At 67.1% G+C, this 20201-nt stretch carries 20 protein-coding genes; 9 read left to right on the top strand and 11 right to left on the bottom strand.

All coding sequences use genetic code 11. The features are described 5' to 3' along the window. Positions 1 to 32: 32 nt before the first annotated feature. Both ACNS88_RS02655 and ACNS88_RS02650 read right to left on the bottom strand, forming a co-directional pair. Positions 33 to 1715, bottom strand: a complete 1683-nt coding sequence (locus ACNS88_RS02655; RefSeq protein ID WP_435093623.1) for an MATE family efflux transporter — start codon at positions 1713 to 1715, stop codon at positions 33 to 35. 86 nt (positions 1716 to 1801) lie between these two features. Then, on the bottom strand, positions 1802 to 2917 hold the full coding sequence (locus ACNS88_RS02650; protein ID WP_435093621.1) for a mechanosensitive ion channel family protein: 1116 nt from the start codon (positions 2915 to 2917) through the stop codon (positions 1802 to 1804). Between the two features lie 123 nt (positions 2918 to 3040). Here ACNS88_RS02650 and ACNS88_RS02645 point away from each other — a divergent pair, with 123 nt between their 5' ends. The 4 genes from ACNS88_RS02645 to ACNS88_RS02630 all read left to right on the top strand — a co-directional run bounded on the left by ACNS88_RS02645 (position 3041) and on the right by ACNS88_RS02630 (position 9127). Beyond that, complete coding sequence (locus ACNS88_RS02645; protein WP_435093619.1) at positions 3041 to 3781, top strand: proteasome assembly chaperone family protein; 741 nt, start codon at positions 3041 to 3043, stop codon at positions 3779 to 3781. A gap of 73 nt (positions 3782 to 3854) precedes the next feature. Then, a complete protein-coding gene (gene trmB / locus ACNS88_RS02640; RefSeq protein WP_435093618.1) occupies positions 3855 to 4907 on the top strand; it encodes an HTH-type sugar sensing transcriptional regulator TrmB in 1053 nt (350 codons plus the stop codon). A gap of 82 nt (positions 4908 to 4989) precedes the next feature. Then, positions 4990 to 5712 carry a hypothetical protein gene (locus ACNS88_RS02635; RefSeq protein WP_435093617.1) on the top strand — a complete coding sequence of 241 codons (723 nt, stop codon included), beginning with the start codon at positions 4990 to 4992 and terminating at the stop codon, positions 5710 to 5712. Between the two features lie 61 nt (positions 5713 to 5773). Beyond that, positions 5774 to 9127 (top strand): LAGLIDADG family homing endonuclease, encoded by a 3354-nt coding sequence (locus tag ACNS88_RS02630; RefSeq protein WP_435093616.1) that lies wholly within the window; start codon positions 5774 to 5776, stop codon positions 9125 to 9127. A 12-nt stretch (positions 9128 to 9139) separates the two neighbouring features. Here the strand turns inward: ACNS88_RS02630 and ACNS88_RS02625 are convergent, their stop codons facing one another. Beyond that, positions 9140 to 9904, bottom strand: a complete 765-nt coding sequence (locus tag ACNS88_RS02625) for a sugar phosphate isomerase/epimerase family protein (RefSeq protein ID WP_435093615.1) — start codon at positions 9902 to 9904, stop codon at positions 9140 to 9142. Between the two features lie 133 nt (positions 9905 to 10037). Between ACNS88_RS02625 and ACNS88_RS02620 the strand changes: the two genes are divergently transcribed. From ACNS88_RS02620 to ACNS88_RS02605, 4 genes are all read left to right on the top strand, one after another. Further along, a complete protein-coding gene (locus ACNS88_RS02620) occupies positions 10038 to 11756 on the top strand; it encodes a thiamine pyrophosphate-binding protein (protein WP_435093614.1) in 1719 nt (572 codons plus the stop codon). 94 nt (positions 11757 to 11850) lie between these two features. Continuing rightward, positions 11851 to 12291: a hypothetical protein gene (locus ACNS88_RS02615; RefSeq protein ID WP_435093613.1), complete on the top strand. Its 441-nt coding sequence runs from the start codon at positions 11851 to 11853 to the stop codon at positions 12289 to 12291. A 98-nt stretch (positions 12292 to 12389) separates the two neighbouring features. Continuing rightward, positions 12390 to 13460, top strand: a complete 1071-nt coding sequence (locus ACNS88_RS02610) for a Gfo/Idh/MocA family protein (RefSeq protein WP_435093612.1) — start codon at positions 12390 to 12392, stop codon at positions 13458 to 13460. A gap of 82 nt (positions 13461 to 13542) precedes the next feature. After that, complete coding sequence (locus tag ACNS88_RS02605; protein ID WP_435093649.1) at positions 13543 to 14745, top strand: DUF418 domain-containing protein; 1203 nt, start codon at positions 13543 to 13545, stop codon at positions 14743 to 14745. A gap of 249 nt (positions 14746 to 14994) precedes the next feature. Here ACNS88_RS02605 and ACNS88_RS02600 read toward each other — a convergent pair whose 3' ends face one another. From ACNS88_RS02600 to ACNS88_RS02570, 7 genes are all read right to left on the bottom strand, one after another. Further along, complete coding sequence (locus tag ACNS88_RS02600) at positions 14995 to 15714, bottom strand: fumarylacetoacetate hydrolase family protein (RefSeq protein ID WP_435093611.1); 720 nt, start codon at positions 15712 to 15714, stop codon at positions 14995 to 14997. Between the two features lie 55 nt (positions 15715 to 15769). After that, complete coding sequence (locus ACNS88_RS02595) at positions 15770 to 16204, bottom strand: DUF8048 family protein (RefSeq protein WP_435093610.1); 435 nt, start codon at positions 16202 to 16204, stop codon at positions 15770 to 15772. Then, a complete protein-coding gene (locus ACNS88_RS02590; protein WP_435093609.1) occupies positions 16204 to 16545 on the bottom strand; it encodes a MoaD-like domain-containing protein in 342 nt (113 codons plus the stop codon). The genes ACNS88_RS02595 and ACNS88_RS02590 overlap by 1 nt, the downstream gene beginning before the upstream one ends. Further along, positions 16542 to 16829, bottom strand: coding sequence for a ubiquitin-like small modifier protein 1 (locus tag ACNS88_RS02585; RefSeq protein ID WP_435093608.1), 288 nt, complete (start codon positions 16827 to 16829; stop codon positions 16542 to 16544). The genes ACNS88_RS02590 and ACNS88_RS02585 overlap by 4 nt, the downstream gene beginning before the upstream one ends. A gap of 65 nt (positions 16830 to 16894) precedes the next feature. Next, complete coding sequence (locus tag ACNS88_RS02580) at positions 16895 to 17278, bottom strand: DUF7971 family protein (protein ID WP_435093607.1); 384 nt, start codon at positions 17276 to 17278, stop codon at positions 16895 to 16897. A gap of 36 nt (positions 17279 to 17314) precedes the next feature. Further along, positions 17315 to 18064, bottom strand: coding sequence for an alpha/beta hydrolase (locus ACNS88_RS02575; RefSeq protein WP_435093606.1), 750 nt, complete (start codon positions 18062 to 18064; stop codon positions 17315 to 17317). 11 nt (positions 18065 to 18075) lie between these two features. After that, positions 18076 to 19074 (bottom strand): PhoU domain-containing protein, encoded by a 999-nt coding sequence (locus ACNS88_RS02570; protein ID WP_435093605.1) that lies wholly within the window; start codon positions 19072 to 19074, stop codon positions 18076 to 18078. A 248-nt stretch (positions 19075 to 19322) separates the two neighbouring features. Between ACNS88_RS02570 and ACNS88_RS02565 the strand changes: the two genes are divergently transcribed. After that, on the top strand, positions 19323 to 19730 hold the full coding sequence (locus ACNS88_RS02565; protein ID WP_435093604.1) for a MaoC/PaaZ C-terminal domain-containing protein: 408 nt from the start codon (positions 19323 to 19325) through the stop codon (positions 19728 to 19730). Positions 19731 to 19888: 158 nt separating this feature from the next. Here the strand turns inward: ACNS88_RS02565 and ACNS88_RS02560 are convergent, their stop codons facing one another. Continuing rightward, positions 19889 to 20095, bottom strand: coding sequence for a cold-shock protein (locus ACNS88_RS02560; RefSeq protein ID WP_435093603.1), 207 nt, complete (start codon positions 20093 to 20095; stop codon positions 19889 to 19891). Positions 20096 to 20201: the final 106 nt, after the last annotated feature.

The following is a 20201-nucleotide window of genomic DNA, read 5'->3' as shown; positions in this document are numbered from 1 at the left end:
CGACCGCGTTACCTCGCGTTCCGCTCCCGCCCTCAGTCGTCGCTCGCGGGGTCGACGTCCGGGGCCGGTTCGTCGATGTACCGCTCCGTCCACGTCCCCCGGGCGAACCACACGACGCCGACGACCGCGCCCAAGACGTTCCCGAGCGCCATCCCGACCCAGATCCCCGTCACGCCCCAGTCGGCGACGAAGACGAGGTACCCCACGCTGGCGACTCGTCCGACCCAAAGGGTGAGAATGGAGATCACCATCGCGGTCTTCGTGTTGCCGGCCCCGCGGAACGCCCCGAGGATGACCTGCGAGACCCCGATAAAGGCGAACTCGACCGACCGGATCCGCACGTACTCGACCGCGTACCCGATGGTCGCGGGCGCGTCGGGCACGTCGCCGAGGAAGGCGCCGACGATCGGCTCCGTGAACGCCACGGCGACGACCGCGACGAGGAACATCACCCCGGCACCGGTCGAGGCCGCGAGCTTGACCGAACGCGCGGCGCGGTCCGCGCGATCCGCGCCGAGGTTCTGCCCGACCATCGTGTCGATCGCACGTCCGAGCCCCATCGCGGGGAGGAAGACGAGCGAGATGAGCCGGTTGCCGAGCCCGTAGGCCGCGACGACCGGCGGCGAGAACGTGACCACCATCGCCGTGAGGGTTATCATCGCGAGCGCGCTGGTCGTCTGCTCGACGCTGGAGGGGAGCCCCAACCGGAAGATGTCCTCGATGAACCCGAAGTCCGGGACGAGGTGACTCACCGAGACCGCGGGACCGAGCCCCGTGGCGAACAGCAGCCACATCCCGATCGCCGTGGCGATCCCTCGCGAGAAGATCGTCGCTATCGCGGCGCCCTCGATCCCGTACCCGGTGAACCCGGTCGCGGAGAGCAACGCCGCCTCCGTCGCGACAGGATCGAGCGCCGCGAGGAGCGGCACCGCAGCCAGCAACTCGAACAACGGGTTCGCTGAGAATCCGAAGATGAGGAACGGATCGAGGAGCACGTTCAGGAACACCGAGACGACCATCACCGCCATCGGTGTTCGGGTGTCGCCGTATCCGCGCATCAGCGCGGAGAACACGAAGAACCCGAACATCAGCGGGATGCCGGCGAAGATGACCTCCATATAATCGGCCGCCAAGGGGATCACGGTCGCCGCCGTGTCGGGGTCGCTCGGGAGCAGTTCCAAGGCCGGGCGGGTGTAAAAGTACCCGGCGATCCCGATGAACACCGACAACACGGAGACGGTGACGATGGTCTGTCCGGCGACGAGTCCCGCGGACCGGTCACCGTCGGCGCCGGTGTACTGCGCGACGAGGATCGCGCCCGCGGTGGTGAACCCCCCGGCGACCGCGATGAGCAGGAAGATCAGGGGGAACGCGAGGCTGATCGCGCCGACCGCCTCTGCCGACAGCCGCCCGAGGTACAGCGTGTCGACGACATTGTACATCACCTGCAGCAGCTGGATAACGACGATCGGCCACGCGAGGTGGAACAGCGGCCGGATCAGACTGCCTTCGGTGATCGACTCTTCCGACAGCCGGTCTCCTGCTCCGTCACCGGAAACGTCTCCGCCGGCGTCGCTCCCGGTCGTCTCCTCGGTCATGTCGTCGGTCGATCCGTCAGTCGGTCCCTCACCGGCGTCATCGTCGGCGTCACCGGTGCTGTCATCGCCGAACCCCGATGGCGACTCCGGCGGATCCTCGGAGGGCTCGTCGCTCACTGATTTATAAGCGGGCGTCTCGGTCTATCAGACTTGCGGTTGCCCGATCAAGCGTGTGACGAGGAGACACACCCAAAGCGGGACGCTCACCGATCGCCGCTGGAGTCGGCTCCGCCAGCGGTATCGGCCCGGTTGCCGGAGCCTGTCTGAGCGGAGGAGTCAGTCCCCGCCGATGACTCGCTGTCGGCGGATGTCGCTTCCGCGGTCCCGTCCGTAGACCCATTTTCGCCACGCCCTTCCGGATCGGGCTTGTCACCCGCCCGTTGACCGTCCGGACGACCGTCGTCCGGACCGCCGACCCGCGCGATCCCGGAGGTGTCGTCGAAGACGAGGTGGCGGTGCGGGTACGCCATCTCCACGTTGGCGTCCGCGAGCCGCTCGCGGATATTGATGTTCACGTCCGACTGGACCTTCGCGAGCTTGTACGGCTTCTTCACCCAGTACCGAAGCTGAAGGAGGACGCCGTCGTCACCGAACTCGTGGAGACGACAGTCCGGGCTGGCGACGTACCGCGCGACGCCGACCCGGATGTCGGGCCCGCCGTCGATCACCGCGTCGCAGTCCCGCGCCGCGCGCTCGATGAGCCGCCGAGCCTTGGAGATATCGCTCTCGTAGGTGACGAGTACCTCGATCGTCCGACGGGTCCGCTCGTCCTCGGCTGAGTAGTTCGTCACGTCGCGCTCGCGCATCGCCCCGTTCGGCACGACGAGGAACGTGTTGTCAAGCGTGAATATCTTCGTGTACCGGATCGTAATGTCCTCGACGAACCCGGTCGTCCCGTTCTCCAACTCGATCATGTCGCCGATCTCGAACGGCTGGTCCGCGAGAATGAACACGCCGTTGATGAAATTCCCGACGAGCGGCGCGAGGATGATCCCGATCACGGCGGAGAAGACGGCGGTCCCCACGAGGAGGTCGGTGAAGCGGAACCCGATCGCCCAGAGGCCGACGAGCAGCGAGATCGTCACCGTCCCGACGCGGACCCCTCTAACGATCGTCTGCGCGACGCTCTGTCTCGACACGCGACGCGCGACGGGACGACCGATGAGGCGCACGAGGAACTTCGAGGCGAGGACGCCGACTGCGACCGAGAGAACCACGAACAGCAGCCGTCCGAGAGCGGAGCCCGCGAACCCACCGAACACGTCCGCGAACCGCGTGAGCCGTCCCCCGATCGAGACGAGGACCTCGGACCGTACCATAGCGAACCCGCCGTCGCCCACCGGAAAAAGCGTTTCTCCCGGCGGGCGACGACTGCGGTCTCCAGAGCGGTGTCCAGACCCGTTTTGGGCAACCCCTAACACCTGTCCCAGCGAAGCGGACCTATGCCGGAACTCCCACCCGATCGTCCGTCGTTCAGCATCACACACGACTCAGAACCGAGCGACGTGCTCATTGCGGGATTCTCGTCGTTCGGCCTCGCCGGACTGACCGCCGTCGACTACCTCATCAAGGACCTCGATCTCGAACAAACGGGGTTCGTCCGGGCCGAAGGGCTCCCGTCGATCACGCCCTTCGCGAAGGGGAAACCGCGGCACCCGATCCGACTGTACTCCGCGGACGACCTCGATATCACCGTACTCGTGGCCGAGCAGTTCGTCCCGCCCGCGCTCGGTGAACTGATCGCAGCGGCGATCCTCGACTGGACGGAGTCGGCGGCGGTCTCGGAGATTGCGGTGCTCTCCGGAGTCCCGATACCGCACGGCCCGGACGCGCACCGCACCTTCTACGTCGCAACCGACGACTACCGCGAGCGGCGCCTCGACGACGGGCAGGTCCCGGCGATGGAGTCGGGTTTCCTCGACGGAACGAACGCCTCGCTGCTCGAGCGCGGAATCGACTCGCCGCTCGGCGTCGGGGTGTTTGTCACACCGGTCCACGCGCAGGTACCGGACGCCGACGCCGCGGTGCGGCTCGTGGACACGATCGACGAGACGTACGACTTGGGCGTCGACTCGGAGCCGCTGGCGTCGTTTGCGGCCGACGTGCGCCGCCATTACGAGGATCTGGCCGAGCAGATCGAGGAGCGCGAGCCGGAGGGGACCTACGATCGGATGTACATGTAGGACGCCGCTCTCAAAACGCGTGCTACTCGACCTATAGTAAAAACCTATATCGGGGGACCATCTCGTTACATACATGACCGATGACCTCCGCGACACGCTCGACCGCGTCGGGGATCGCTTCAATCTCGGCGAGTACGAGATTGACGCGTACCTCGCCGTGCTGGAACACGGCGAGCTGACCGCGAGCGACATCGCCGACCGGACCGACATCCCGCAGCCACGCGTGTACGACACGGTTCGGAGCCTCTCAGACCGGGGGCTCGTTGAACTCCGCGAGTCGCGGCCGATGAAGATCGTCGCCGTCGACCCGGACGACGCGTTCGGCGACCTCCGGTCGTCGTTCGCGGAGATGGTCGACGAGCTGGAGGCCCGCTACACCGCGCCCACCCGCGAGACCGAGGCGGTGTCGCTGGTGAAGTCGCGCTCGACGATCCTCCGGTACCTCGAAGAAGTGATCGCCGGCGCCGAGTACGAGCTGGCGCTGTCGCTCACGCCGGGACTGCTCCGACGCTTCCGCGACGAGCTCGCGGCGAAGGTCCAGGCGGGCGTCAGCGTCGAACTCCTCGTCACGCCGGCCGCTCGGGCGCCGGACCCCGATGAGTTCGACTACCTCGAGGTCGCGACGATAGCTCGCGCGCGCCGCGGGATCACGACACCGATCTTAGCCGTAGGCGACGGCGAGTACTCCGTGTACGCCACGCAGGACGCGCTTCGAGACGACCGCGAGCGGTACGGCGTCATCTTCAACCGCTCGGCGCTCGGGTTCCTCGTCTCCGGCTTCTTCGGCACCGTGTTGTGGACGACCGCCGAGACGCTCGCCGCCGACGGAGCCGCCCGACCGTTCCCCCGGCGCTACGCTTCGATCCGCCGTGCGGTCAAGGACATCCGCGAGTTCGAGGGCGAGGAGTTCTTCGCGACCGTCGAGGGACGCGACATCGAGACGGGCGACTCGGTGACGGTGCAGGGTCGAGTCGTCGACCTCGCGTTCGAGGATACCGAGGAAGTGGCGTCGCTGACCGTCGAGACCGAGAGCGGCCAACTCGATATCGGCGGGCGCGTCGCCGCCCTCGAAGACGTCGAGGGACAGGAGATTGTCATCGGACGCGACGAGCCGCCCGCGCTGTGAGGCACTGCTCGACGCCGATCCGTTGACCGGGTCCCCTGTGTCGCCGTAACACACTTAACATTCCGCTCTGTATGAATACGCAGTGGCTTCCCGACAGGGCGGGCCGGGGGACGCCGAGTCACCCCGTCCCGGATCGACGGAGCGTCGGACTGCGACCACGACCGCGCCGGCGGGGTCTCGCCGGCGGGGGCCGACGAGATCGGACCCCCTCCCACACGGCCCCGATGCGGATGTCCCCCCGAGCCGATCTCCGACGGCGGGCAAACGCCCCTCGGTCGGCCGAACCGCCGAGGATCCGCCCGTCCGAGACCCCGGGCTGTACGCGCTCACAGACCACTTCCGCGAGCGACTGGAACAGCCGGGGCGATACGTCTCAACGCGGGCCGTCAGTGACGCCATCCGTCGCGGACAGCTCCGCTGGAACCGGACCGACGGGTGGCGGTTCGCGCTTGTCGACGGCGGGGTCAGGTTCGTCGTCGTCGTGAGCGACACGGAGACGAACTCCCCGGTCGTCGTCACCGGCTGGACCGAGGTGGTCGACCGCGAGGCGGCCCTCGACGCCCCGCGCTGGGACCCCGTCGACGTCGACACAATCGCCGTGCGGACGGCGCTGAGCGAGGCCGCCTCGACGCCGATCCCCGATCGGATTCGCCCCCGGACCGTGACGCGCCCGTTCGTCGTCGGCGATCACCGGCTCGAGACCGAGCCCGGCGAGCCCTTCGTCCGCTGTACGGCCTGCGGCTGCCGATTCCGGTCGAAAGACGCGATCACCGGTCGCGGCTGTCACGGGCGGTCCGGTCGTTGAGGTCTCGACGTTCCCGAGCGCGGACGCTACCCATTTCCCCCTCGCGGCCGAAGCGGCGACAATGACCGACGACTCCGGCGACCGCTCCGCCGGCGACCCCACCGCGGGCGACGACTCCGATGCGGGTCCCGATTCTCCCACTGAGGACGCCGTCGAGGACATCTCGCTCGACCGCTTCCACGAGGCGTTGGAGGCCGAGGAGCGACCGGTGGCGACCGCGAGCGAAGTCGCGCGACGGCTCGGGACGACGCAGGCGAACGCTCGCGACGCCCTCGCGGCGCTCGTCGACCGCGGCGACGTGGACCGACTCGACGTCGAGAACGACCCGATCGTCTTCTACCCGACCGACTGGGGCCGACTGGCGACCCGCGAGCGCGTCGTCGCGTTCCCGGACCGCCGAGAGATCGTCGTCGACCGGCCGACGCAGTTCACTCGCGCGCGGCTCTCGCAGTTCGCGCACCTCGTCGACACCACCGGCACCGAGCCCGGCACGCGCGGGTACCTCTACCGGATCAGACAGGAGGACGTGTGGGCCGCGCCGTTCGACGACGCCGACGGCCTCATCGCGAGCCTCCGCTCGGTGCTCCCGCGCCGGTTCGACCACCTCGAAGAGTGGATCCGCGACCAGTGGCGCCGCGCGCACCGCTTCCGTTTATATACCCACGAGGACGGCTACGTCGTCCTGCAGGCCGCCTCGGAGAGCCTGATGGGCAACGTCGCGGACCAACACCTGGAGGACGACCACCTCCGTGCGCCCATCTCCGAGACGGAGGCGTGGGTCAACGAGGACGCCGTCGCCGCGGTCAAACGCGCCCTCTACGACGCCGGCTACCCGGTCGAGGACGACCGCGACCTCGACGTGGGCGACCCGGTCGACGTCGACCTGACGACCGACCTCCGGTCGTATCAGGAGACGTGGGTCGAGACCTTCCTCGACGCGCGCTCCGGAGTGTACGTCGGTCCGCCCGGGTCCGGCAAGACCGTCGCCGCCATCGCGACCATCGCGGCGGTCGGCGGCGAGACGCTGATCCTGGTTCCCTCCCGCGAACTCGCCGACCAGTGGCGCGAGGAACTGCTCGAACACTCGACGATCGACCCGGCCGACATCGGTCTGTACCACGGCGGCCAGAAGGAGATCCGCCCGGTGACGATCGCGACCTACCAGATCGCCGGGATGGACCGCCACCGAGCCCTGTTCGACTCTCGGAAGTGGGGGTTGATCTGTTTCGACGAGTGTCTGACCGGAGATACGATTGTTGAAACACCGTCTGGAAGGACGACGTTCGATGAACTTGATGAGAGGTATGAGTTGGAGGATGGGTGGACGACAGATATCGATCTCTCGGTCCGCACGTTCAACCGAGAGCGAGGCACGTACCGGTTCACTCCCGTCACGGGTATTTATAAATCGACGGCACCGGTCGAACGAATCGAAACACGCCAGGGATACCCGATAACGGCGACTGCGGGACACACTCACTTCGTCTTCGATCCCGAGTCAGGACGTATCTCGAAGCAAAAAGGTATCTCGGAGGGTGATTTCATTGTTAGACCGCAAACAGAATCGAAGAATTACACGGAGATAAACGCGCCCAGTACCGCATCTGCCGAACTGCTTGGTTGGTTCCTTGGGGACGGTCACCGAGATCGTCACGGACACGCAAAGTTCTCGTTCGCACGGAACAAGCGGGAACAGATAGGTATACTCGAAGATCTGTGTGATCGGCTCGGGCTCGACTACTCGGTGTTCGAAAACAGTAGGGGTGACCTCACGCTATGGTCGAAACGCTTTGCAGACAAACTTCCGTGGGATATTCTGTCCGGGAGTAAGGCAAGGAGAGTGACCGTTCCGCCGGAAGCATACGGATGGCACCCGAACCAGGTCGGTGCGCTGTTGAGAGGGTTATTTGACGCAGAGGGATCTGTTGATAAGAAAGGACGAATACAGTTTAACACGGTCTCAGAACGACTCGCTAAAGACGTCATCTTGCTTCTACAGCACCTAGGAATCCCGTCGAGATATCTCAAGATAGACCGAGATGCTCCTCACAGCAATCTGTTTCGGATACTGATTGCCTCGCGGTACGGCGTATTATTCTCTGAGAAAGTCGGATTCAGATTACAGCATAAATCGGACCGGATCTCAGTTGGCAAGACACCTGCAACAGGGGTTCCTGTTGGAACATATCTGAAACGAATCAAAGACGACGTGGAACTCTCGAACGAACAGATCGCAGATATGACCGACGTCTCCCGACAAACGATCGGAGATGTCATCCGTGGAAACAACCGTCTGGGGCAACGGCATCTGAGTTCTCTCGCTGAGGGGCTTCGAGAATATGCGAAGACAGATCCAATCTCAACCAATGATATGCGTGAAGATAATAACGTCACATACGCGGAAATCGGCGACAAACTAGATGTCTCAACCGGTCATGCGTACACTCTGGTTGGCCAAGGAGATGAACGAACAGAGAAAGTGATCGGTGAACGTGATCAAAACTGTCGTATAAAGGCAGCCGAGCATGCAGATCGGTTAGATATATTCAAAAATTTACAGATTGTCGAAGTCACATCGGTCACGGAACAAGGAGTTGAGACGGTCTATGACTTCGAGACTCAGGATCATACGTTCATCGCAGATGGCTATCTAACGCACAACTGCCATCATATTACGGCTCCCGTCTTCTCCAGGTCCGCCGAACTCCAGACCAAACACCGCCTCGGCCTCTCGGCCACCCCGGTCCGGGAGACCGGCAGCGAGGAGGAGATATACACCCTGATCGGTCGGCCGATCGGCGCCGACTGGGACGAGCTGTTCGAGGCCGGTTTCGTCCAGGAGCCGGAAGTCGAGATCCGGTACGTCCCGTGGCGCGACGAGATGGCCCGCAACGAGTACGCCAGCGCCGACGGACGGGAGCGACGCCGGCTCGCGGCCGAGAACCCCGCGAAGATCGAGGAGATCCGGTATCTGCTGGCCGCTCACCGCGACAAGAAGGCGCTCGTGTTCATCGAGTACCTCGATCAGGGCGAGGCGATCGCCGACGCGCTCGGCGTCCCATTTATAAGCGGCGAAACGCCTCACCACGAGCGCGCCGAGCTGTTCCGTCGGTTCCGCGACGACGGGGAGTCGTCCGGCGCGGATCGCGACGACATCGACACGCTCGTCGTCTCCCGCGTCGGCGACGAGGGGATCGACCTCCCGAACGCCGAGCTCGCGATCGTCGCCAGCGGGCTCGGCGGGTCTCGCCGACAGGGTTCACAGCGCGCGGGGCGCACCATGCGGCCGTCCGGCTCCGCGCTCGTGTACGTCCTCGCGACTCGCGGGTCGAGCGAGGAGGAGTTCGCCCAGCGGCAGATGCGACACCTCGCGCGCAAGGGGATCCGTGTGCGAGAGACGAACGTCGCGGAGTAGCGCGTCCCGAATCTACTCCAGCGCGTTTCGCAGCGTCTCCGCCCCGTTCTCGAGCGACCCGATCGGGTCTTCGGGATCGTCGTGTTCGTAGACGAGCCACTCCGCGTCGGCGGTCCGCGCGCTCGCGACGACCGCGTCGAGGTCCACGTCCCCCTCGCCGAGCGCGACCGACTCGCCGCGGTCGACGTCGATGTCGGCGGCGTGGACGTGCGTGATCTGGTCGCCGTGCCGGTCGATGAGCGCCGCCGGGTCGGCGCCGCCGGCGAGCGCCCACCCCACGTCGATCTCGAATCCGACGCGGTCGTCGGTTCGGTCGATCAGCCGTTCGATCGCGGGCGCGCCGTCGACAGGCGCAAACTCTTGATCGTGGTTGTGGTACGCGAGGCGGATGCTCTCTGCGCCGAGAGCGCCAGCAAGGTCGTTCAACCGCGCCGCGACCGCGTCGACCGCGGCTGCGCTCTCGAAGTGCTCCGGGTCGAGCCACGGGACGACGAAGGTGTCGACCCCGAGTCGGTCGTACAGGTCGACGGTCTCGTCGAACTCGTCTTCCAACGCCTCGGTCGGCGTGTCCTCCAACGCCTCGATCGGGACGTGCGCGGACGCGGCGTCGAGGTCGTTCCGATCGAGGGCCGCAAGCACGTCCTCGACCGGCGACTCGCGCACCCGATAGGCGAACTCCACTCCGTCGTAGCCGGCCTCTCCCACGCGATCGAGACGCTCCGGAAGCGGCGCGTCGAGCGAGCGCAGCGTGTACAGCTGAACCGCGATGTCGAGCATACCCGAACTCTCTCGCCCAGCGATGTATCGGTTCGGGTGTCCCGCGACCGCGGCGTAAGCGTCCGCCCGGACGTCGCGCCCTCGGAGTCCGCACCATCGAAGGTTTCAACAGCCGCTCCGTCGACCTCGCGGTATGGACACGGGCGAGTCTCCGACTGACGCGGGTCCGGTCGCGGTCGACGCTCCGACCGTCGGCGAAGCGGTCGTCGACTGCATGCTCGACCGCGGAATCGACGTCGCCTTCGGGATCCCCGGCAAGCAGACCCTCCCGCTGAATCGGGCGCTCGGCGAGCGCGACGCCCGGTTCGTCGTCGCGCGCCACGAGACCGCCGTTACTCATCAGGCGTGGGGGTACGCCGAGACGAGCGACTCCGGGGCGATGGCGGCCTCGATCGTCGTCCCCGGCCCCGGCGACATGAACGCGATGAACGGCCTCAAAAACGCCCTGAACGACTGCGTCCCCCTCCTCCACCTCGCGGTCGAGACCGAACGCGAGGTCCGCGGCGGCGACGGCATCCACGAGACGCCGCCCGAGACGTACGACACGGTCGTCAAGGAGAACGTCCTCGTCGACTCCCCCGCCGGCGCGGTCCCGGCCGTCGCCGAGGCGATCCGAGTGGCCCGCGAACAGCCGCAGGGGCCCGTCCGCGTGGGGATCCCGAAAGACGTACTCGCGAGCCGCACGCCTCAGCCGGCAGTCGGGCAGCGAGAGCCGGCCGCGCCGCCCGCCCCGCCCATGGACGCGGTCGAGCGGGCGGCCGACACGCTCGCCGAGGCCGACGCGCCGGTAATTCTCGCGGGCGGCGGGGTCAGGCGCGCGGGGGCGAGCGACTCGCTCCGCGCGGTCGCCGAGCGCCTCGACGTTCCGGTCGTCACGACGTATAAGGGAAAGGGGACGCTTCCCGAGACGCACCCCCTCTCCGCGGGCGTGCTCTGTGGCGGGTCGAGCGCCGAACTCCGCGACCTGCTCGCCGACGCGGACTGCGGGCTCGTCGTCGGCTCCGACCTCGACGCGGTCGCGACCGCCTCGTGGTCCGTGTCGCTGCCCGAGCGCCTCGTTCACGTCACGCTCGACGGCGACGACATCGGGTTCGGCTACGAGACCGACCTCGGCGTCGTCGCCGACGCCGACCGGTTCCTCCGGGCGCTCGGAGAGCGGCTGGAGCCGAGCGAGAACGGGTCACCTTCGCAGTCGCCCGGCGCCGCGCGGGCCGAGGCCGTTCGCTCCGCTGACCGCGACCGCTTCGCGGCGCTCGCTGACCAGCGCGCCGCCGACGATCCCCTCCAATCCGTCGAAGTCCTCAGCGAGGTCCGCGAGGCGCTCCCGACGGAGGCCGTCGTCGCCGCCGACGCCGGCGGGTTCCGGCTGTGGACGCTCGTCTCGTTCCCCGCCGCCGGGCCCTCTAGGTACGTGAATCCGGGGTCGTGGGCGACGATGGGGACCGGGCTTCCGTCGGCGATCGGCGCCAAACTCGCGAATCCGGACCGCGACGTGGTGGCGCTCACCGGCGACGGCGGGCTCATGATGTGCGTACACGAGCTACACACGTTGGCGGCGGAGGAAATCGACGTGACCGTCGTCGCGTTCACCAACGACGACTACGCGATCATCAGCGAGGAGGCGTCGCGCTCGTACGACCTCCCGGCGGGCGCGTACGGCTGGGCGGAGACCGGAATCGACCTCGTCGCCGTCGCGTCCGGGATGGGCGTCCGCGCTGAGCGGGTGGCGGAGCTGGATGGAGTCGGCGAGGCGGTGGCGTCCGCGCTGGCTCACGACGGGCCCGCGCTGATCGAGGTCGCGACCGATCCGGACGAACCGCAGGCGAGCGAGTGGATGACGCGGGAGCGCTGACCCGGTCGTCCGCTTGCCCGTCTCGGTTCCCTTCACCGCCCTCGTTTCGGAGATCTGAAGCGAGGTATATGTCAGCGGGAGAGTGATAGTCGGTATGCGCAACCCCTGGGTCCACGACGACATGCCGGACGGTGCCGGCATCGGGTACAACGGCCACGTCCGTCTCTTGGCGATGCTCGTCTGGGGGACGCTCGCCGTCGCAGTCGGCGGGTTCGTCGTCCTCTCGGGGACGGGAGTCGTCGATCCGGCACTCGGCGGGTCGGCGGAGACGGTCGTCACGTACGTCGTCGGCGCGCTGGCCGCGGCCCTCTTGCTCCCCCTCATTCTGCGGCTGCTCCTCATCTCGCGGCTCTTGGCGACGATCGCGTTCCTCGGGAGCGGCTGGGTCCTCGGGCGGTTCATGTGGACGCGGGAGTCGGAGCACATCGAGCGGTTCTTGACCGACGGCGAGCGCCTCGGTGCCGGCACGGAGTCGGTCGATCAGCTGATCGAACTCCTCGACGTCCTGCTTGGCGCGCTGACGGCCGTTGTGTGACGGCCGTGTGAGGGCTTCTCAGGGGGCCCAGTTATAAACGATCTTCCTGCCGCTGATCGGTTCGTGAACTTTAACAACATTCGTTGTGAATTCGGCTCATGACTCACCCCAGCGACGTGGCCGTCGGGATCGTCGGTCTCGGCGGAATCGGTCAGCACCACGCGACATTACTCGTCGAGCGCGGCGCCGCCCTCGTCGGCGGAATGGACATCGACGCGGACGCGCGCCGGCGGTTTCACGAGGAGTTCGACGTACGGGCCTACAAGGACGAGTCGGACCTCTACGCGAACTGCGACGCCGTCTTTATCACGACGCCGAATCGGTTTCACGAGGAGTACGCGATTTCCGCGCTGAAGGCCGGCCTCGACGTGCTCTTGGAGAAGCCGCTCGCGCACACCGTCGAGAGCGCGGAGCGTATCGCCGAGGCCGCCCGCGCCGCCGAGGGCTTCTGCATGGTCGGGTTCAACAACCGCTTCGCAGAGCCGGTGCAGGTTCTGAAAGGGTATCAGACAGAGGGTCGGTTCGGCGAGACGACTCACGTCGAGGCCAACTACGTCCGCCGGCGCGGCGTCCCCGGTCGCGGCTCGTGGTTCACGTCCGAAGACGTCGCCGGCGGCGGCGCGCTCATCGACATCGGCGTCCACGCGATCGATCTGGCGCTCTACTTCCTCGACCATCCCGAGGTCGTCGAAGTGTCCGGCGAGACGCGCTCGGAGTTCGGCGGACGCGACGACTACGCGTACGTCGACATGTGGGGGGACGATGCCGGCGCCGACGGGTTCGAAGTCGAGGACTCCGCGACGGCGTTCATCCGCGACGCCGACGGCAACACCGTCTCGCTGGAGGTCGCGTGGGCGACGAACCGCCCGACCAACGACGAGTTCGTGATCCGCGGGACGGAGGCGGGCGCGACGTTCGACCGCGGGAGCAACGAGCTCACGCTCCACGAGGCGACCGCCTTCGACGGCGACCACCACCACTTCTCGGACGCCGCGATCGAGACGCGCGGGAGCGACGGCCACGCCGCCGAGCAGGGGGCCTTCCTCCGGGCGGTCGCGGCGGGCGAGGCGCCCGACATCAACACGATCGACGAGGGGCTATCCGTCCAGCGCGTCATCGACGCGATCTATCGGTCGTCGGAACGCGGCGAGGCTGTCCGGCTGGACTGATCGGTCCGCGTCGCTCCCGGTGTCGCCGATCGGCCGCTATCCGAACCTATTCGGTCCTGCGTCCCAATTCGTGAGTCAACTCGTGACCCGTGACGCCGGCCCGACGCCACCCTCCGAACGCATCGTCAGCCTCGACGCGCTCCGAGGGCTCGCGTTACTCGGTATCCTCCTGATCAACGTCTGGGTGTTCGCGATGCCCGAACAGACGCTTTTTAACCCGACGGTGTACGGCGACTTCACGGGCGCGAACTACTGGGCGTGGGCCGTCAGCCACGTGTTCGGACAGAACAAGTTCATCACGCTGTTCTCGGCGCTGTTCGGCGCCGGGATCCTGCTTTTCATCGACAGCAAGGAGGAGAAGGGACAGGACGCGATGCGGCTCCACTACCGGCGGACCGGGATCCTCATCGCGATCGGGCTCATGCACGCCTACCTGCTGTGGTACGGCGACATCCTCGTCGCCTACGGGGTGACCGCGCTGGTGGTCGTCGCGTTCCGAGACCTCGAAGCCCGGCAGCTCGCAGGGGTCGGCGTTGGCTTCCTGCTGTTTCTCCCCGTGGTCGAGCTGTTCGCCGCGGTCACGCTCGGCGGCGACGCGATCGCGTCGAAGTGGGCGCCCGCGGAGGCCGCGATCGAACAGCAGGTCGCGACGTACCGCGGCGGCTGGCTCGAGCAGCTCGACCACCGCGTCCCCTCTTCGTTCAACCGACAGACGACCAACTACATCAACGGGACCTTTTGGCAGGTCGGCGGCACCATGCTCCTCGGGATGGCGCTGTACCGCTGGGGCGTGTTGACCGGCGAGCGCTCGTCGGCGCTGTACCGGCGACTCGTCGCGGTCGGCGCCGTCGGCCTCGCGATCACCGTCGCCGGCCTTGTCTACATCGAGGCCAACGACTGGAGCGCCGATGCCGCGCTGGTCTGGCGGCAGTTCATCTACGTCGGGAGCTTCCTCCTCGCCGGCGGCTACCTCGGGCTCGTGATGCTCTACACCAGGTGGCGTCCTAACGGGCCCGTGGTCCGCGGCCTCGCCGCGGTCGGGAGAACCGCGTTCACGAACTACCTCCTGCAGACCGTGATCGCGACCACCGTCTTCTACGGCCACGGGCTCGGGCTGTTCGGCTCCGTCAGCCGCGTCGAACAGCTCGGGTTCGTTTTCGTCGTTTGGGTGGTCCAGGTCGTTTTGTCGGTCCTGTGGCTGCGGTCTTTTCGGTTCGGTCCCGTCGAGTGGGTCTGGCGGACGCTCACGTACGGGGAGCGACAGCCGATGCGAAACCCGGAGTAGGTGGACGATGGGCGTGTTGAGCTGTTTGACTGGCGTTCTGACGTGACTTCCTGCTGAACTTCAGCCGCTCGCTTATAAACCGCTACTGGCGGATCGACAGCGAACACCTCCAAAGCCCCAGCCGCGCCGCTCGCTTGGGGCTCCCTTCGGTCGCCCACGTCGCTCGCGGCGTCCCTCGCGCGTGCGAGTCGCGCCCTTCGGGCGCTCCTCGGCACGCGCCACCGCACAACGGCTTAAAAAGGATCGCGGCTACTCTCCGTCGACGACCGGGTTCGACAGCGTCCCGACGCCCTCGTAGGTGATCTCGACGCGCTCGCCGGGCTCAACGAGCCCCGGATTCGCCGGGCTCCCGAAGGCGATGCAGTCGCCGGGCTCGAAGGTAAACCGCTTCGAGAGGTACGAGACGATCTCGCGCGGGCCGAACAACATCAGTTCAGTGTTGGCGTCCTGTCGCTGCTCGCCGCCGACGGTCGTCGAGATGTCGAGGCTCGTCGGGTCCACGTCGGTCTCGATCCACGGACCGAGCGGGCCGGAGCCGTCGAACGCCTTGCGCGCGGTCCGACCCTGCTGGTCGAGCGCGTCCATGTCGTTCATAATGGTGTACCCGCGGACGACCTCGGGTACGTCGGCGGGCTCGACGTCTCGGCACCGCTCGTCGATGACGGCGACCAGCTCGCCGGCGTACGTCAGTTCGTCGGTCCACTCGGGGTACCGGATCGGCTCGCCGTGCGCGAGCAGGCTCGCGGGCGGCTTGATAAAGAAATCCGGCTCCTCGGGGCGTTCGTACTCCATCTGGTCGAGCGTCTCGGCGTAGTTCCGGCCGACGCAGTAGAGCGCGCTCGGGTCGCAGGGCGGGAGAAGCCGCCCGTCGCGACCGACCTCGTAGCGGCCGTCCTCTGTGACCACTGTTCCGTCCTCGTAGCGTCCCGAGACCGGGCCGTCCGGAGTGAGCAGGCGAGCGAGTCGCATGTCGACACGTCCCGCGCGGGGCGCCGAAAAGGCGTCGGTGACCGCAAGCGGGCCGTCACTTCTCGTCGCGGTCGTCCGGGAGACCGATCACGACGCCGGACCGGATCTCGAGGGCGGTCTCGAACTCCGCCCGTTGGTCGCCGTCGCCGGCGCGCTCGACGGCGGCCTCGTGAGCGCGGACGACGGCGTCGCGTTCGCGGTCCGAGAGGTCGAGCCGCTCCGCGACGCCCTCCCAGTGGGTGAGTTCGACGAGGAACGTCTCGCGGTCCGGCTCCGTCGCGATCCGCTCGTACTGCCGCCGATACTCGTCGATTCGCGGGCCGAGGTCGGCCTGCACCCGCGCGAGCAGTTCGGGGAGGCGCTCGGCCGGGACGCTCGCGAGGGCCGCCGCCTTCACGAGGGCCGTCCCCTCGATGGGATACGGGCCGGGTTGGGAGGAGTCCCCATCGGCTCCGTCGCCGTTGACCCCGGGTCCGTTGCCGTCGGCCATCACCCGCCCGCGCGCATCGCCTTCTGCCGGTATTTCGGGAGCAGCTCAGCGAGCGCCTCGGGGTCGCCGGCGAACGACGCGGTCACCTCCGTGAGCGAGATGGCGCCGGCGGCGTCCACCGTCTCGGCGCTGAGCCCGACCCGCCACTCGTCTCCGTCCACGCGGGTCGCCTCTGCGGGGTCGTCGGTCCCCACGAGTTCGCCGCCGAGATTGACGAGGTAGTGCGCGGCGAGCCGCCGCGAGATGCCCCGGTACGCGATCTCCTCGCGCTCCCAGCCCGCCTCGGCCGGCGGCCGGGTCTCAGACCCGCTGGCTGACTCGTCGTCCTCGTCGTCGCTCATGGCTCGCACCCGCCCGCGACCGGCGGGAACACCGAGAGCCGGTCGCCGTCGGCGAGGGGCGTGTCGAGCCCTTCGAGGTGGAGCACTTCGCGCCCGTTCTTCAGCACGTTGATCTGCGGGGCGAGTCTCCCGTCGACTATCAGGCGACCGTTCATTCCCTCGTACTCCGCCTCCAGTTCTCGCAACACGTCGCCGACGCTCGACCCCTCGGCGAACTCCGCCTCGACGATTTTCCCGCCGGCGGCCTCGCGAAAGGTCGCGAAGAACCGCAGTTCGAGTTCCATACGGGGGTATCGGGCCGCGGCGGCTTAAAAACGGGCGACACCGGAAACCGTCGGCGTCGCGACGCCTACAGATCGGACAGCCGGATCCCGTCTTCGACGAGCCGGAAGTTACGTTCGCGATCGAGGTCGTCGCCGAGCCACTCGTGTTCGTACAGCTGGCCGATGAGCTCCACGTAGAGGTTCCGCCACGCGATGGCGTAGATCGGCGACTGGCCCCACGCGCGCAGCTCCGGGACGAACTCGTGGTACGTACTCGCCTGCGCTTCCATGCGCTCGACCGCGTCGGCGACGACCTCGGCCGCCTCCGCGGGCTCCGCGCCCTCAATTTCGTCGTTCAGCCGGGACTGGATCCCGACGATCGCTCGCCGCATGTCTTGCTCGGCGGTTCCGTCCTCCTCGGGTAGCGACTCGACGACTCCTCTCGGCACGCCGAGTTCGATCTCTGGCATACCGATCCGTCCGACGGCGACGCTCAAAAAACCCGCTCACGCGGCGAGCCACTCGCCGGTGACGTTGCCGACGCGCTCGCGCATCGCGGCCGGTTCGGTCGCCACCGCCCGGTCGCCGCGCTGTGGCCCGTACGCGCCGAACCCGGCGTGGTTGACCCCGTCGAGCTCGACGACCCGGGCGTCTGGCGGGAGATTCGCGCGGCTCTCGCGCTCGCGCTCGGCGTCGATCACGCCGTCGGCCGCGCCCAGCACCGAAAGGATGCGGAGCCCGCTGCCGGAGACGTCGCGGTCGCAGTACGAGGCGTGAAGGACGAACCCCGACAGCTCGTCGGCGTTGTCTCCGGCGTACCGGCAGGCCATCGCCCCGCCGAGCGAGTGGCCGCCGACCGACCACGACTCGATCGCCGGGAGCGCCTCCCGAGCGTCGTCGGCGCGGTTCGGACCCAACACGGCCAGATTCAGCGGCACGTCGACGATCACGACCGCCGCGTCTCTCCCCGCGACCGTCTCCGCGGCGGTCGGGACGTAGCTCTCGGAGTTCACCCGCGCGCCGGGGTAGTAGATCAGTCCCTCTGTCTCTGCGGTCACCGGACCACTCCGGACCACGACCGCGCCGTCGAGCCGCTCGACGGTCACGCCCTCCGCGGACTCGACCGCATCGACCGCGCTCTCGTCGGGACCGAGCCCGATTGCGAAGTAGACCCCCGCACCGCCCGCCACGAGCGCGCCGACGAGAAGCAGCGCCGCGAACGCGATGCCGACGGTTCGGCGGTCGGGCCGCCTCACGGAGCCGAGCCTCACGGCGTCGGCGCGGCCTTCTGCAGCGCCGTCTCCGCGATGTTCCCGCCGTAGTCGGCCGAGCGGAGCACGGAGTCGACGACCAGCCCGAGCAGCTGTGCGCGGGTGGGGTCAAGATCGCGGAGCAGCTCGTCGATGGCGCGCACTCGCTCGTCGATCGCCCGGACGCCGGTGCGCGCCTCGTTTGCGAGGCGGGTCGCCTCGTCGCTGTCATCGTTGAACAGCGCGTCCATCGCGGTGTCGACCACTTCAACCGCGTCGTCGTGGAGGTCGCTGACCGCCGCAACGACGTCGTCGGGGAGGGGCTCGTCGATGTTGAGCGTCAGATGGGCGATCTTCGTCGCGTGGTCGCCGATCCGCTCCAGCTGGCGAGCGCTGGAGTGGTAGTCGAAACACTCCTCGCGGGGGAGTCCGAGCTCCTCCGCCGCCTTCGGCGTCCGGAGGGTCGCTCGGAAGATCCGCGAGACGACGAGCCAGAGTCGGTCGAGGTCGTCGTCACGCCCGATCACGTCCGTCGCGAGGTCGTGGTCGCGCTCGGAGAGCGCCGTAATGGCGTCTTCGAGCATCGACAGCGAGATCAGCCGCATCCGCGTGACCGCGTTGTGGATCGATAGCTCCGAGGAGTCGAGTAGGTCCTGTACGACGACTCGGTCGCGGGTCTCCTCTAACACCTCCAGCCCGACGAGACTCTGGACCGCCTCGCGGATCGTCGACCGTTGCTCGGTGGTTATCTCGCCACCTTCGAGTTCGATCACGTCGAACCCGCTGACGTACATCGTCGTCACCGCCCGAGTGAGCGCCCGTCCCGACAGATCGGTGACGTCGAGCGTCCCGCGAGTGCGCTCCTCCTCGGAGCGCGGCGTGAGGAACAGCGAGTCGCCGTCGGGGTGGAACTCGATCTCCGTTCCAGCCTCGACATCGTTGTCGGTCGCCCACGTCTTCGGAATCGAGACCGTGTACGTCGAACCGCCGGTGACTTGCACCTTCCTCGTCTCCATATCACAGTATGACACACCTGCTCCCTTAAATCTATTCGAAATATATACTCACGTACGAGGGGCTCAAGATAGCAACAGACCGCTTTTTAACAGATTGTAGGGCTACCCTCTCTCACGAACGCAACTCAAGAAGCCAGAAATAGCCGATTTATATAGAGATATATAGTCTACTGACCAATCGGTATCACGCCACCGACGTTCGAGGGTGAACCCCGGGGTTGAGGCCGCCGGCGACCGACTCACGATCCATGCCAGTCGCAACCCTCGGCGAGGCGGCGTCACACGAGGTAGAAGTCACGGCGGAGACGATCGACGCGTTCGCGTCGCTCTCCGGCGACGAGAACCCGATCCACCTCGACGAATCGTACGCCGCGGAGACGATGTTTGGCGGCCGGGTCGCGCACGGAATGATCGCCGCCGCGGCCGTTTCGGCAGCGCTCGCGTCGCTTCCGGGTGACATCGTCTATCTCCAGCAGGACCTCACGTTCGAGGACCCGGTCCGGCCCGACGAGACCGTCAGGGCCGCGGTCGAGGTGATCGAAGAACTGGACGGCGATCGGCTCGGTGTGCGGACCGAGGCGTTCGTCGACGCGCGCGACCAGCGCGTTCTCGACGGGGAGGCGACGGTGCTGTCGCTGGCGCACGGAAACCAGTGACCGGCTGACGAGAGACGACAAATCCGTCGACGTCGTGTATCCGGTCTCAGCAGACGGCTGTACTACGTACAACACAGGCTGAGAGAACTGACTAACCGTACAAGCGTCTGAGAGAACAGATTTCCGGCCATCGCTACAAACGAGGGCAGAAGTAGTCGTTAGTTGCGGACGAGGTTCGTCGCGCGGGGTCCCTTGGGGGACGATTCGATGTCGAACTCGATCTCCTGACCTTCTTCGAGGTCCGGGCCGCCAACATCCTCCATGTGGAAGAACACGTCTTCGCCGTCGTCGAGATCGCCGTCGTCAGTCGAAATGAAACCGTAGCCGCCAGTATCGTTGAAGAAATCAACTTTTCCGTTTGCCATTGCAATCAAACGTACACCCTTCCGCCGGATAACGCTTCCGAACGTCACGGTACCACGGCTCTCGGTCAACGAGGCGTGTTGGCTCGGGATCTAGAGCCGAGACCGA

It is taken from the genome of Halorubrum shenae, from assembly GCF_051194165.1.
Lineage (GTDB): Archaea > Halobacteriota > Halobacteria > Halobacteriales > Haloferacaceae > Halorubrum.
The sequence above is the reverse complement of the archived record's forward strand: the minus strand, read 5'-3'. Positions and strand labels throughout refer to the sequence as shown.

Coding starts and splice junctions, on each gene's coding strand:
- ACNS88_RS02650 (WP_435093621.1), bottom strand. CDS start 2,917: ATGGTACGGTCCGAGGTCCTCGTCTCGATCGGGGGACGGCTCACGCGG.
- ACNS88_RS02645 (WP_435093619.1), top strand. CDS start 3,041: ATGCCGGAACTCCCACCCGATCGTCCGTCGTTCAGCATCACACACGAC.
- trmB (WP_435093618.1), top strand. CDS start 3,855: ATGACCGATGACCTCCGCGACACGCTCGACCGCGTCGGGGATCGCTTC.
- ACNS88_RS02630 (WP_435093616.1), top strand. CDS start 5,774: ATGACCGACGACTCCGGCGACCGCTCCGCCGGCGACCCCACCGCGGGC.
- ACNS88_RS02625 (WP_435093615.1), bottom strand. CDS start 9,904: ATGCTCGACATCGCGGTTCAGCTGTACACGCTGCGCTCGCTCGACGCG.
- ACNS88_RS02620 (WP_435093614.1), top strand. CDS start 10,038: ATGGACACGGGCGAGTCTCCGACTGACGCGGGTCCGGTCGCGGTCGAC.
- ACNS88_RS02615 (WP_435093613.1), top strand. CDS start 11,851: ATGCGCAACCCCTGGGTCCACGACGACATGCCGGACGGTGCCGGCATC.
- ACNS88_RS02610 (WP_435093612.1), top strand. CDS start 12,390: ATGACTCACCCCAGCGACGTGGCCGTCGGGATCGTCGGTCTCGGCGGA.
- ACNS88_RS02600 (WP_435093611.1), bottom strand. CDS start 15,714: ATGCGACTCGCTCGCCTGCTCACTCCGGACGGCCCGGTCTCGGGACGC.
- ACNS88_RS02595 (WP_435093610.1), bottom strand. CDS start 16,204: ATGGCCGACGGCAACGGACCCGGGGTCAACGGCGACGGAGCCGATGGG.
- ACNS88_RS02590 (WP_435093609.1), bottom strand. CDS start 16,545: ATGAGCGACGACGAGGACGACGAGTCAGCCAGCGGGTCTGAGACCCGG.
- ACNS88_RS02585 (WP_435093608.1), bottom strand. CDS start 16,829: ATGGAACTCGAACTGCGGTTCTTCGCGACCTTTCGCGAGGCCGCCGGC.
- ACNS88_RS02580 (WP_435093607.1), bottom strand. CDS start 17,278: ATGCCAGAGATCGAACTCGGCGTGCCGAGAGGAGTCGTCGAGTCGCTA.
- ACNS88_RS02570 (WP_435093605.1), bottom strand. CDS start 19,074: ATGGAGACGAGGAAGGTGCAAGTCACCGGCGGTTCGACGTACACGGTC.
- ACNS88_RS02565 (WP_435093604.1), top strand. CDS start 19,323: ATGCCAGTCGCAACCCTCGGCGAGGCGGCGTCACACGAGGTAGAAGTC.
- ACNS88_RS02560 (WP_435093603.1), bottom strand. CDS start 20,095: ATGGCAAACGGAAAAGTTGATTTCTTCAACGATACTGGCGGCTACGGT.